We start from the raw sequence: 13,565 nt of genomic DNA on the forward strand, positions 1-13,565 counted from the left end.
GTCGAGGAGCAGGCTGGCAGCGCGACGGCGGCGCACCCGGTGGGGTGCGCCGCCGTCGGAGAGCCGGGTCCTGTACTTCTCAGCCGAGGCGCTCCCACAGGAACCTGTAGGCCAGGGCCTGCATGAAGGACGCCTGCTCGTTGTTCGCGGCGCCGCCGTGGCCGCCCTCGATGTTCTCGTAGTACGTGACGTCCTTGCCGGCTTCGATCATCGCTGCAGCGAGCTTGCGGGCGTGGCCTGGGTGGACCCTGTCGTCGCGCGTCGACGTCGTGAAGAGGACCGGCGGGTACTCCCGGTCTGCGTCGAAGAGGTGGTAGGGCGAGAAGGTCTGGATGAACTCCCACTGCGCGGGGTCGTCAGGGTCGCCGTACTCAGCCATCCACGACGCGCCCGCGAGCAGGTGGGAGTACCGCTTCATGTCGAGCAGCGGCACCTGGATCACCACGGCGCCGAAGAGCTCCGGGTACTGGGTGAGCATGTTGCCCGTGAGCAGCCCGCCGTTCGACCCACCCTGCACCCCGAGGTGCGCGCGGGAGGTGATGCCACGCGTCACGAGGTCCTTCGCGACCGAGGAGAAGTCCTCGTAGGCGCGGTGGCGGTTCTCCTGGAGGGCGAGCTGGTGCCAGCGGGGTCCGTACTCGCCGCCCCCGCGGATGTTCGCGACCGCGTACACGCCGCCCTGCTCGAGCCACGCCCGTCCGAGCCCGCCCGAGTACCCGGGTGTCAAGGAGATCTCGAAGCCTCCGTAGCCGTAGAGCAGCGTCGGGGCGGTGCCGTCGAGCGCGAGGTCGGCGCGGCGCACCAGGAAGTACGGCACCTTCGTGCCGTCGTCCGACGTCGCGAAGTGCTGCTCGACCGTGAGGCCGTCGGCGTCGAAGAACACCGGCATCGACTTGAGCAGCTCCGGCTCCTGCCCGACAGTCGCGATCGAGAGGGTGGTCGGCGTGAGGTAGTCGGTCGCGACCAGCCACACGTCGTCCGAGGCGTCGACGTCGACGGCACGGACGGCGACGGTCCCGATCTTCGGGGCACCGAGCATCTCGCTGCGCTCCCACGCCCCAGCGCCGTCGGCCGGCGGGGTGAGCACGTGCAGACGGTTCTTCACGTCGGCGAGGACGTTGAGCACCAGGTGGCTCTGCGTCCACGTCGCCCCGGCGAGAGACGTCGACTCGTCAGGCTCGAACAAGACCGTGAAGTCTCGACCGCCCGCGAGGAAGTCGTCGAAGCCCGTCGCCAGCAACGAGCCCGAGGTGAAGGTCGTCCCACCGACGGTCCAGTCGTCGCGGAGCTCGACCAGCAGCCACTCGCGGCGGAAGCCGACCTCGGCCGAGTCAGGCACGTCGATCTTGGTCAGGGAGTCGTCGGCGGCGAGCACGTAGAGCTCGTTGCTGTAGAAGGCGAGGGAGCGTGCCACGAAGTCGCGGACGAAGCCCGGGGTGTGGCTGCGGAAGGCCGAGATGTACATGTCGTCTGTACGGCCCTCGTAGAGGACCGTCGCCGACTCGAGCGGTGTCCCACGGTGCCAGCGGCGGGCGACCCGCGGGTACCCGGAGGACGTCATGCTGCCCTCACCGGTGTCCGTGAACACGTACACGGTGTCGTCGTCGACCCACGCGAGGTCGCCCTTCGACTCCGGACGGTAGAACCCGCCGTCCTCGGGCGCGACGAACTCCTTCGTCGCCAGGTCGAACTCGCGCGTCACGTCGGCGTCGGAACCCCCGCGCGACAGGCTCACGAGAGCCTTGCGGTACGCGGGCCGCAAGATGCTCGCCCCGTGCCACACCCAGCTCTCACCCTCGGCCTCACCGAGGGCGTCCACGTCCAGGACGGTCTCCCACTCGGGCTCGTCGGTCCTGTACGACTCGAGCGTCGTGCGGCGCCACAGCCCGCGCACGTGCGTCGAGTCCTTCCAGAAGTTGTAGAGGTGGTCGCCGATCTTCGACACGTCGGGGATCTTCGCGTCGGAGTCCAGCACACCGCGCAGCGCGGCCTGGGTGCTGGTGAACTCCTCGGTCGCGGCGAGGGTGCTCGTGGTCTGCGCGTTGCGCTCGCGGACCCAGGCGAGGGCGTCGTCCCCCTCGACGTCCTCGAGCCACAGGCGCGGGTCGGCGTCGGCCGTCGGGGCGGTGGTGTCGGTCTGCTCTGCAGTCATCGGACCACCCTACGGTGATCGGGTGTCCTGCTGTCGAGCGACGCGGGGTGCCTGTGGACGACGCCCGACGTGTGCTCGTGCGCTGGTCACCGGGGGTACGAGGCCGGCCGAACCCTCCAGGGGCGTCGCACGTGCGCCGTCCTACGTGTGTCACAGGGCGGATGTGGGTGGCTCGCGCGATGATGGTCCGGTGAGCACGAAGACACCCCCCGCAGCCCAGGGTCCCGACGAGTCCGCGACCGCCGCGAGCCCTGACCAGAGCGCAGCCCAGCAGCGCTGGAAGGTGCTCGCCGAGGAGATCGAGGCGCACCAGTTCGCCTATTACGTGCGCGACGCCCCGACGGTGTCCGACGCCGAGTACGACGTCCTGCTGCGCGAGATCGGCCAGATCGAGGAGACGTACCCGCAGCTGCGCACCCCCGACTCTCCGACCCAGCGGGTGGGTGGGACCTTCTCGACAGAATTCGCGGCTGTGGACCACCGCGAGCAGATGCTCAGCCTCGACAACGCCTTCAACGCCGAAGACCTCGACGCCTGGGCCGAGCGGGTGCACCGCGAGATCGGCACGACGCAGGTCCACTACCTCTGCGAGGTGAAGATCGACGGGCTGGCCATCGCGCTGCTCTACGAGAAGGGTGTCCTGGTCCGTGCCGCCACCCGCGGTGACGGGCGCACGGGGGAGGACGTCACCCTCAACGTCCGCACGATCGAGAGCATCCCGCTGACCCTCGGCGGAGACCCGTCCACGCACCCGGACCTCATCGAGATCCGCGGCGAGGTCTTCATGCTCGTCGACCAGTTCGCCGCTCTCAACGAGGCGCAGGTGGCCGCGGGAAAGCCGCCCTTCGCCAACCCTCGCAACGCCGCGGCAGGGTCGCTGCGCCAGAAGAACCCGAAGGTCACCGCGAGCCGCCCGCTGCGGATGTACGCCCACGGGGTCGGCGCGCTGCACTGGGAGGCCGGTGCACCCGCGACCCTGCGCCGCCAGTCCGACGCGTACGCCCTCTTCGAGCAGTGGGGTGTACCGGTCTCGAGCCACAACCGTGTGGTCGAGGGCATGCCCGGTGTGCAGGAGATGATCGACTACTACGGCGACCACCGCCACGACATCGAGCACGAGCTCGACGGGATCGTCGTGAAGGTCGACGAGCTGGCCCTCCAGCGCCAGCTCGGCGCCACGAGCCGTGCACCGCGGTGGGCCATCGCATACAAGTACCCGCCCGAAGAGGTCAACACGAAGCTGCGGGACATCCTCGTCAACGTGGGGCGGACCGGTCGCGTGACCCCCTTCGGGGTGATGGAGCCCGTCCTCGTCGCCGGGTCGACGGTGTCCATGGCGACGCTCCACAACGGCAGCGAGGTGAAGCGCAAGGGCGTGCTCATCGGCGACACCGTCGTGCTGCGCAAGGCCGGCGACGTCATCCCCGAGATCGTCGGGCCTGTCGTCGAGCTGCGTGACGGTTCCGAGCGCGAGTTCGTCATGCCGACCGAGTGCCCGTCGTGCGGAACACCGCTCGCCCCCGCGAAGGAGGGCGACGTCGACATCCGTTGCCCCAACCAGCGGTCCTGCCCGTCTCAGCTGCGTGAGCGGGTCTTCCACCTCGCCGGTCGCGGTGCCTTCGACATCGAGGCGATGGGCTGGGAGGCCGCGATCGCCCTCGTGGACCCCGAGCACAACCGACCGGAGAGCGCCGACGCCGAGGGCGTCCCGGTCCAGGTGCCGGTCCTCGAGACCGAGGCCGGGTTCTTCGACTTCGAGGTGGACGACCTCGCGGACGTCCTCGTGTGGCGCGAGAAGAAGAAGGCCGGCGTCGGGACAGGGGTGTGGGAGCAGATCCCGTTCTTCTACACCCGGGCCACCGCCAAGAACCCGTCCAAACCGTCGGCGACCACGGTCAAGTTCTTCGACGAGCGCGAGAAGGCCAAGACGCAGCCGCTGTGGCGCGTCCTCGTGGCCCTGTCGATCCGGCACGTCGGCCCGACCGCCGCACGCGCGCTCGCGACGGCCTTCGAGTCCGTCGAGGCGATCATGGACGCGACCGAGGAGGAGCTCGCCGCGACCGAGGGCGTCGGTCCGACGATCGCGCGCGCCGTCCGCATCTGGTTCAACGGACGGGCCTCGGTCGCTGCGGCACCCGAGCCCGAGGCGTCCGGTGTCGCAGCGCCGGTCGACGGAGCATCCGACGCAGCGGTGCCCGGAGATGCCCCGGAGCTGGCCGAGGATGCTGTCCCGGGGGATCCCGCGGGCCCCGCGCCGATCGCCGCCGCGGACGAGGACGACGACCTCGAGGTCGACGGGTCCGACTGGCACCGCGAGATCATCGAGCGCTGGCGTGCGGCAGGGGTCCAGATGCGCGACGAGCGGGACGAGTCCATCGTCCGCACGCTCGAGGGCCTCACGGTCGTGGTGACCGGATCGCTCGAGGGCTTCAACCGCGACCAGGTCAAAGAGGCGATCATCGCGCGTGGCGGCAAGGCCGCAGGCTCGGTCTCGAAGAAGACCGACTTCGTGGTCGTGGGGGAGAACGCGGGCTCGAAGGAGGCCAAGGCGCGTGAGCTCGGCCTGACGATCCTCGACGAGGCCGGTTTTGTCACGCTCCTCGCTCAGGGCCCGCCGGCCGCAGCAGACCCGCTCCTCGACGAGGACGGCTCACCGCTCGAGGGAGCAGAGCCCGAGACTGCAGCAACGGGCTCAGAAGACTGACGTGGCGGGCGTCGAGCCCCTCAGCCGATGAGCGCGTCGATCGCCTCGGGCGATAGCACGTGGTCTACGGCCATCGCGCTCGCCCCGAGCACCCCGGCACGGTTGCCGGTCCGTGAGGCGACGATCCGCAGATGCTGGGTGGCCAGGGGGAGCGAGCGCCTGTAGACGACCTCGCGGATCCCGGCGATCAGGTGCTCCCCGGACGACGCGACCACCCCGCCGACCACGATCATCGACGGGTTGAGCAGGCTCACGCACCCGGCGAGCACGGTCCCGATGTCGCGCCCGGCCTGGCGGACGGCGCGGCTCGCGGCAAGGTCCCCGGACCGCACGAGGGCCACGACGTCGTTGGACCCCGACGCCTCGAGCCCGCCCGCAGCGAGCTGCTGCGCGACGGCCTGCCCGCTCGCGACGGCCTCGAGGCAGCCGAGGTTGCCGCAGCGGCACGGCACCTCCGAGCGGTCCGAGACCGCCACGTGCCCGATGTCGCCCGCGGCTCCCTGGGCGCCGCGGCGCAGCGCACCGTCGCTGATGATCCCGGCACCGATGCCTGTGGCCACCTTGACGAACAGCAGGTCGCTCACCCCCGGCCACTCGGTGCGGTGCTCGCCGAGCGCCATGATGTTGACGTCGTTGTCGACGAGGACCGAGGCGCCCAGGCGGGTGCTCAGCACGCCTGGGACGTCGACGTCGTCCCAGGCTGGCATGATCGGCGGGTTGATCGGACGTCCCGTCGAGTGCTCGACGGGCCCGGGGAGCCCGACCCCCACGGAGACGAGGTCGTCGAGGCTGCGCCCGCTCGACCTCACGAGCTCTTCGCCCGTCTGAGCCACCCACCCGAGGATCACGTCGGGCCCGTCGGCGATCGAGATCGGAGCCTCGAGCTCGGCGAGCACCGTGGACGCGAGGTCTGTCACGGCCAGGTGGGCGTGCGTCGCGCCGAGGTCGACGGCGAGGACGACCCGAGCATCAGGGTTGAAGGCGAAGGTGGCCGGCGGTCGGCCCCCGGTCGACGTCGTCGCCCCGGCCGGGGCCACGAGCCCGGAGGCCATGAGGAGGTCGATGCGCGCAGCGATCGTCGAGCGTGCCTGCCCGGTGACGGCGGCGAGCTCGGCGCGCGTGCGGGGCTGGCCGTCGCGGAGCAGCTGGAACAGCTCCCCGGCTCCGGCCGTGCGGGGGACGACGCGGAGCGCCTCCTCGGTCGTCATGGGGTCCACCTCTCGGATCAGATGAGCGCGACTTTAGCAGATTACGAGCAGGTAACAATCGCCCTGCTTGCATCTTTTGCTTGACTGTCGACAGAAGTACCGCCTAGGTTCAGACGCATGGTCACCGTGGACCCACCCTCAGCAGCAGAGCCGCTCCTGCAGATGCGCAGCATCGTCAAGCAGTTTCCCGGCGCCCGTGCACTCGACGGCGTCGATCTCGACATCCTCCCCGGAGAGGTGCACTGCCTCCTCGGCCAGAACGGCGCCGGCAAGTCGACCCTCATCAAGGTGCTCGCCGGAGCCCACCAGCCCGACGAGGGGCAGATCCTCGTCCGCGGGGAGGTCGTCACCATCCCGCACCCCGTCGCCGCTCTCGACCTCGGCATCGCGACCATGTACCAGGAGCTCGACGTCGTCGACGGGCTCAGCGTCGCCGAGAACGTCTACCTCGGGCACGAGCTCGCCTCCGCCGGGTTCTCCCGCCGCCGTGCCGCGGTCCGCCGCACCCGTGAGCTGCTGGCCCGCCTCGGTCACCCCGGCATCTCGCCCACCCAGGACGTCGGGTCGCTCTCCGCGGCGGGCAAGCAGGTCGTCTCCATGGCACGGGCCCTGTCCCGTGACGCGAGAGTCATCGTCATGGACGAGCCCTCAGCGGTCCTCGACTCCGAAGAGGTCGAGAACCTCTTCAGGGTCGTGCGCGAGCTCACCTCGGCCGGTGTCGCGATCGTCTACATCTCCCACAGGCTCGAAGAGATCCGTGCGATCGGCGACCGCATCACCGTCCTCAAGGACGGCCGGACCGTCGCCCAGAACCTCGCGGTCTCCGACACCCCCACCGCCGAGCTCATCCGGCTCATGACGGGGCGCACCGTCGAGCAGGTCTTCCCCCCGAGCACGCCGCTCGCCTCCGACGCCGAGGTGCTCCTGGCGGTCGAGGGCCTCGGGCTGGCAGGCGTCTTCGCTGACGTCAGCCTCGAGGTCCGTGCTGGCGAGGTCGTCGGGCTCGCCGGTCTCGTAGGCTCCGGCCGGTCCGAGATCCTCGAGACCGTCTACGGAGCCCGCCGCGCGACAGCAGGCTCCGTCCGTGTGGCCGGGCAGCGCACGCGGCCCGGGTCCGTCGGCTCGGCCGTCGACGCGGGGATCGGCCTCGCGCCCGAGGAGCGCAAGAGCCAGGGTCTGCTCCTCGACGAGCCCGTCTACCGCAACGTCACGCTCTCCACCTTCGCGCGGTTCGCCCGCGGCGGGATGCTCGCCGAGGGGGAGGAGCGCGCCGCTGCGCAGCAGCAGGCCGCCGCGCTCGACCTGCGTCCGAGCGACGTCGACCGACCCGCCCGGACCCTGTCGGGTGGTAACCAGCAGAAGGTGATGCTGGCCCGCTGGCTCGTGCACGGCTGCCGGGTGCTGCTGCTCGACGAGCCCACCCGCGGCGTCGACGTCGGCGCCCGCGCCGAGATCTACGCCCTGGTCCGCAGGCTCGCCGACGACGGTGCCGCCGTCGTCGTGGTCTCGAGCGAGATCGACGAGGTGCTCGGCATGTCAGACCGGGTCCTCGTCATCTCTGAAGGAACCGTCGTCTACACAGGCCCCGCCGACTCGATCGACGAGCACGGTGTGCTCGCCCTCGTCATGGAAGGACGTGCCGCATGAGCGAGCACAGGACCACACCCCCGTCAGGCACCGGCGACCGCGACAGTGCGACAGCACCCTCGGGACGACCAGGCCTCTCCCTCGGCAAGGACGCCGCTGCCGGGACCGTCTCAGCAGACCTCCCACCCGACGCGGGCGTGGCGCTGAGCACACCGGCACCCCTCGACGGACGAGGGAGCCCCGCGGCCGGCAAGTCGGGGCCCGAGACGTCGCGCGGCCTGGGCCTGCACGGCTCGGTCGGCCGCAACCTCGGCCTCGTCCTCGCCCTCGTGCTGCTCTGCGTGGTCGGGGCGGTGACCGGCGGAGAGCGCTTCGCGAGCATCGACAACGCCCTCACCATCCTCCGGCTCGCGGCCGTGCTCGGCGTGCTGTGCATCGGGATGACCTTCGTCATCACCGCCGGAGGGATCGACCTCTCCGTCGGCTCGGTGCTCGGGCTCGCCACAGTCTGGGCCAGCACCCTCGCCACGCAGACGATGGCGCGGGACACGCACTGGATCGTCATGGTCGGTGTCGCGCTCGCAGTCGGTGTCGCGTGCGGGCTCATCAACGGCATCCTCATCGCCTACGGCAAGATCGTCGGCTTCATGGCGACCCTCGCCATGATGGTCGGCGCACGCGGTCTCGCCGAGATCATCGCCAACCGCAAGACCCAGGTGGTCAGCGTCCCGGAGTTCCTCGACTTCTTCAGGGCCTCGGTCCTGGGGGTCCCGGTGCTCGTGTGGATGTTCGTGCTCGTCTCGGTCGGCGGGTGGGTGCTCCTCAACCGCACGACCTTCGGACGCCGCACCGTCGCGGTGGGCGGCAACCCGGAGGCTGCGCGCCTCGCCGGGATCAAGGTCAGGCGCCACACCATGTACCTCTACGCGCTCTCGGGCCTCACCGCCGGCATCGCCGGGATCATGATGCTCGCCCGCACCACGGCGGGCTCGTCGACCAACGGCCAGCTCTACGAACTCGACGCCATCGCGGCTGTCGTCGTCGGTGGGACCCTCCTCGCCGGAGGACGCGGCACCATCGTCGGCACCGTGCTCGGCGTGCTGATCTTCACCACCCTCACCAACGTGTTCACGCAGAACAACATGTCCACCTCGGCCCAGGCCGTCGTCAAGGGCGTGATCATCGTCGCGGCTGTCCTCATCCAGCAGAGGTTCGCGACCCGCAGCCGCACCACCTGACCTCCCCGGGCACCCTCCCGGGGCCCGGCCACAGCACGACACCCGCACCAGACCCGCAGCAGGACGACGATCACAGGAGATTCTCATGTCCGCTCGACTGTTCAGCCAGACACCCCCGGCCCGCACCGGATCGCCGGAGCGCGGCACCGACCGACGACGCGTCCCCGCCCTCGTGGCAGGGTTTGCCGTCGCAGGCCTCGTCCTCACGGCCTGCACCTCCAACACCCCGGCCCCTGCCGACTCCTCGGCCGCGGCCGCCCCGGCCGCAGCCTCCGACAACGACGCCTCCGGTGACACCGTCGTCATCGGCTTCTCCGCCCCGGCAGCCGACCACGGCTGGATGGGCGCCATCACCGAGGCCGCCAAGGCCGAGGCCGAGAACTACCCCGACGTCGAGCTCCGCGTCGCGGAGGGCACCAACGACGTGAGCCTCCAGATCAGCCAGATCGAGACCTTCATCAACGACGGGGTCGACGCCATCGTCCTGCTGCCCTTCGACGGGGCAGCCCTCACCGAGATCGCGACCGAGGCCATGGAGGCGGGGATCGTGGTCATCAACGTCGACCGCGAGTTCTCGAGCCCCTTCGCCGCGCGCGCCACGGTGCTCGGAGACAACTACGGCATGGGGGTCAGCGCCGGGACGTACATCTGCGAGCAGCTGGGCGACAACCCCGACGCCGTCGTCGCGGAGATCGCCGGGATCGACTCGCTCCCGCTCACCCAGGACCGCAGCCAGGGCTTCGCGGACGCGCTCGAGGGCTGCGGCCTCGACGTCGACAACAGGGTGGCCGCCGACTTCACCATCCAGGGTGGTGAGTCGGCGACCGCCAACCTGCTCCAGGCCGCGCCGCAGATCGACGCGATCTGGAACCACGACGACGACCAGGGTGTCGGTGTCCTCGCGGCCATCGAGAGTGCCGGGCGCGACGAGTTCTTCATGGTCGGCGGGGCTGGCTCGGCCAACGTCATGCGGTCGATCGAGGCCGGCGACTCGGTGCTCCAGGCGACAGTCGTCTACCCGTCCACCCAGGCGGCCGACGGCATCAAGATGGCGCGCCTCGCGGTCCAGGAGAAGTCGGTCAGCGACCTCGCCTCGCTCGGGGTCCCGCGCCAGGTGCAGCTGTACGCGCCCGTCGTGACGGCCGACAACGTCGCGCAGTACCTCCCGTCAGCCTTCGAGTCCTGACCGTTCGCACGACCTCACGGTGGGGCCGGCGCCCAGGCGACCGGCCCCACCCCTGCTCGAAGGGAGTCGACGATGTCGGCTGACGGACGTCCCCGGCTGGGGATCGGGATGGTGGGCCACTCGTTCATGGGTGCCGCCCACTCGCAGGCGTGGCGCACCGCCCCACGGTTCTTCGACCTGCCGCTGCAGACCGAGATGACCGCTGTCGCAGGACGCACGGCCGAGAGCGCGCAGGCGGCTGCGGACAGGCTGGGCTGGCTCGGCTCCGAGGCGAGCTGGAAGGACCTGGTCGCCCGCGACGACGTCGACCTGGTCGACATCTGCACCCCTGGAGACACGCACGCCGAGATCGCGATCGCGGCACTCGAGGCGGGCAAGCACGTGCTCTGCGAGAAGCCCTTGGCCAACTCGGTCGCAGAGGCGACGCAGATGGCCGATGCGGCCGACGCCGCCGCAGAGCGCGGCGTCCTCGCGATGGTCGGCTTCACCTACCGCCGGGTCCCGGCGATCCAGCTCGCCCGACGCCTGGTCGAGGAGGGCCGCATCGGGACAGTGCGCCACGTCCGGGCCCAGTACCTCCAGGACTGGCTCACGGACGAGGAGTCTCCGCTCAGCTGGCGCCTCGACAAGGACAGAGCCGGTTCGGGGGCTCTCGGAGACATCGGTGCGCACGTGATCGACCTCGCCCAGTTCGTCACGGGGGAGCAGATCACGGGGGTGTCCGGGATGCTCGAGACCTTCGTCGCCGAACGGCCCCTCGCCGAGAGCTCGGCCGGGCTGTCCGCTGTCGCGGGGAGCGGTCGCGGTCCAGTCACCGTCGACGACGCCGCGGCCTTCCTCGCCCGGATGTCCGGGGGAGGGATCGCCGTCTTCGAGGCCACCCGCTTCGCGGCCGGGCGAAAGAACGCCATCAGGCTCGAGATCAACGGCTCGCGCGGCTCGGTCGCCTTCGACTTCGAAGACATGAACGTGCTCCACCTCTACGACGCCGACGAAGACGCCGAGACCGCCGGCTTCCGCAGGATCGTGGTGACCGAGCCGGGCCATCCCTACCTCTCGCACTGGTGGCCCGCCGGTCACGGGCTCGGCTACGAGCACGCCTTCACCCACCAGGTGGTCGACCTCGTCGGCGCGGTCGCGGCCGGCACCCCGCCGGCGCCCAGCTTCCGTGACGGGCTCACCGTGCAGAAGGTGCTCGCCGCGGTCGAGGAGTCAGCGGCTGACGCGAGCGCCTGGCGGACGGTCTGATCCCTGATCCCCGAGCCCCGATCCCTGGTCGCACCGCTCGCCCCGGTCGTGCTGATCGCCGGGGTGGACCGCACCCGTCGGACCGCGCTCCGACGAGCCACGCACTGTGGGGTGTTCACGGACGGGCCGCAACCTGGCCTCAGCACGGGTCGGTCGCGTCCGACCCACGCAAGAACAGGCCGCGCAGGTGCGGCCGACGGCACGACGGAGCAGTCGTGCCGCAGACCTCTCGAAGGAGTCCCTCATGGTCCGACCGATCACCCTCTTCACAGGCCAGTGGGCCGACCTGCCCTTCGAGGAGGTCGCGCGTCTCGCGGCCGGCTGGGGGTACGACGGCCTGGAGATCGCCTGCTGGGGCGACCATCTAGACCCGTGGCGCTGGGACGACGACGCCTACGTGCAGGGAAGGCTGGACGTCCTGGCCGAGCACGGTCTGCAGGTCCACGCGATCTCCAACCACCTCAAGGGTCAGGCGGTCTGCGACGACCCGATCGACCAGCGGCACCGCGACATCCTGCCCGACGTCGTGTGGGGAGACGGAGACCCCGAGGGGGTGCGCCAGCGCGCGGCCGAGGAGATGAAGCACACCGCCCGGCTCGCGGCCCGGCTCGGGGTGAAGACCGTCGTGGGCTTCACGGGGTCCTCGATCTGGAAGTACGTCGCGATGTTCCCGCCCGTGAGCCAGCAGGCCGTGGACGCCGGCTACCAGGACTTCGCCGACCGCTGGAACCCGATCCTCGACGTCTTCGACGAGGTGGGCGTGAGGTTCGCGCACGAGGTCCATCCGAGCGAGATCGCCTACGACTACTGGACGACGGTCCGCACCCTCGAGGCGATCGGGCACAGGGAGGCCTTCGGTCTGAACTGGGACCCGAGCCACATGGTCTGGCAGGACATCGACCCGGTCGGGTTCCTCTGGGACTTCAAGGACAGGATCTACCACGTCGACTGCAAGGACACGAAGAAGCGGATGCACAACGGCCGCAACTCGCGCCTCGGCTCGCACCTCGCCTGGGCTGACGGGCGCCGCGGGTGGGACTTCATCTCGACAGGGCGCGGCGACGTCCCCTGGGAGGACGCCTTCCGCATGCTCAACACCATCGGCTACGCGGGCCCGATCTCGATCGAGTGGGAGGACGCCGGGATGGACCGGCTGGTAGGAGCGCCCGAGGCTCTCGAGCTCGTGCGCCGTCTGGCGCTCGACGCCCCCGACGTCGCCTTCGACGCAGCGTTCAGCGCGCGGTGAGCATCGGCGCCCCTGGGAGCGCCTGCTCGCCACCCGGACCGGCGGCGACCGGGGCGGGCTGGAGGGGGACGCACGGACCGCGCAGCGATGGCGAGCAGGGGTGACTGCGGTCACCGTCGACGGGTTTGGCGGCTGGGCTGACGTCGCGTAATGTTCTCGACGTCAGCCCGACAGGGAGGCACAGACACCACTGCGAAGCTCTTCGGAGCCGGCGCGAAGTGGCTGGTCCCGGGGTCCTGACTTCTCCGCACGAAGGTCTACTCAGGCTCGCCTGGGACTGGTAGTGTCGAGAGCCTGGTTCGGACAGCGGTCACGCTGTCTGGCATCGGCCCGAGTCGCTCGTGAGGGTGGTTCGGAGGGCCGCGAAGATCAGGTAGTCTTCACCAGGCCCGCTTGACCGGGTTAACGCGCTGGAAACGGCGGGTTGACGCAGGGAAGCGAGTCGGGTAAGTTTGAACGGTTGCCTCACGCCAGACGCTCAGTAATGAGTGAACGGGTGATGCGCGTCCGCTCCTTGAGAACTCACCTCACGCCAGACGCTCAGTAATGAGTGAACGGGTGATGCGCGTCCGCTCCTTGAGAACTCAACAGTGTGCTTAATAGTCAATGCCAAGACCCCTTGTCTTGGATTGGTGCTCGGCCTTTCGGTCGGGGCTGGTCTGATGGCAAGGTTTATTTGGTATGAATTGAAAACGCAAGTTTTCGGTTTGTAGCCTTGATTAATCAAGTTCTCTCTTTGCAGGGAGGCTTGCTTCGTATGGTTGTTAACTGGTTTCGNGTTTATTTGGTATGAATTGAAAACGCAAGTTTTCGGTTTGTAGCCTTGATTAATCAAGTTCTCTCTTTGCAGGGAGGCTTGCTTCGTATGGTTGTTAACTGGTTTCGGCYRGTTGATAGCAAACATTTACGGAGAGTTTGATCCTGGCTCAGGACGAACGCTGGCGGCGTGCTTAACACATGCAAGTCGAACGGTGACATCAGAGCTTGCTCTGGTTG

Annotated in this window: 8 protein-coding genes and 1 rRNA gene; 7 read left to right on the plus strand and 2 right to left on the minus strand. The window is 69.6% G+C overall.

Translation table 11 applies throughout. From position 1 onward, the window contains the following. Window positions 1-79: 79 nt before the first annotated feature. On the minus strand, window positions 80-2,152 hold the full coding sequence (locus ASG53_RS19200; RefSeq protein WP_056137057.1) for a prolyl oligopeptidase family serine peptidase: 2,073 nt from the start codon (window positions 2,150-2,152) through the stop codon (window positions 80-82). 190 nt (window positions 2,153-2,342) lie between these two features. Here ASG53_RS19200 and ligA point away from each other — a divergent pair, with 190 nt between their 5' ends. Beyond that, window positions 2,343-4,856 (plus strand): NAD-dependent DNA ligase LigA, encoded by a 2,514-nt coding sequence (gene ligA, locus ASG53_RS19205; RefSeq protein WP_056137059.1) that lies wholly within the window; start codon window positions 2,343-2,345, stop codon window positions 4,854-4,856. Between the two features lie 20 nt (window positions 4,857-4,876). Here ligA and ASG53_RS19210 read toward each other — a convergent pair whose 3' ends face one another. Continuing rightward, window positions 4,877-6,064, minus strand: a complete 1,188-nt coding sequence (locus ASG53_RS19210; protein WP_056137061.1) for an ROK family protein — start codon at window positions 6,062-6,064, stop codon at window positions 4,877-4,879. A 117-nt stretch (window positions 6,065-6,181) separates the two neighbouring features. Here ASG53_RS19210 and ASG53_RS19215 point away from each other — a divergent pair, with 117 nt between their 5' ends. The 6 genes from ASG53_RS19215 to ASG53_RS19240 form a co-directional block, all read left to right on the plus strand. Then, entirely contained in the window at window positions 6,182-7,711 is a 1,530-nt protein-coding gene (locus tag ASG53_RS19215; RefSeq protein ID WP_056137062.1) for a sugar ABC transporter ATP-binding protein, read from the plus strand. Further along, complete coding sequence (locus tag ASG53_RS19220; protein WP_082544242.1) at window positions 7,708-8,889, plus strand: ABC transporter permease; 1,182 nt, start codon at window positions 7,708-7,710, stop codon at window positions 8,887-8,889. The genes ASG53_RS19215 and ASG53_RS19220 overlap by 4 nt, the downstream gene beginning before the upstream one ends. 85 nt (window positions 8,890-8,974) lie before the next feature. Continuing rightward, a complete protein-coding gene (locus ASG53_RS19225; protein WP_082544243.1) occupies window positions 8,975-10,075 on the plus strand; it encodes a substrate-binding domain-containing protein in 1,101 nt (366 codons plus the stop codon). A gap of 72 nt (window positions 10,076-10,147) precedes the next feature. Beyond that, on the plus strand, window positions 10,148-11,323 hold the full coding sequence (locus tag ASG53_RS19230) for a Gfo/Idh/MocA family protein (protein ID WP_056137064.1): 1,176 nt from the start codon (window positions 10,148-10,150) through the stop codon (window positions 11,321-11,323). A gap of 244 nt (window positions 11,324-11,567) precedes the next feature. Further along, the gene (locus ASG53_RS19235) at window positions 11,568-12,569 is read left to right on the plus strand and encodes a sugar phosphate isomerase/epimerase family protein (RefSeq protein ID WP_056137067.1); all 1,002 of its coding nucleotides are present in this window, start codon (window positions 11,568-11,570) and stop codon (window positions 12,567-12,569) included. A gap of 903 nt (window positions 12,570-13,472) precedes the next feature. Then, window positions 13,473-13,565 (plus strand): 16S ribosomal RNA (locus ASG53_RS19240); the annotation flags it as partial.

The sequence above is a fragment of the Sanguibacter sp. Leaf3 genome, from assembly GCF_001425965.1.
Classification (GTDB): Bacteria; Actinomycetota; Actinomycetes; order Actinomycetales; family Cellulomonadaceae; genus Sanguibacter; species Sanguibacter inulinus.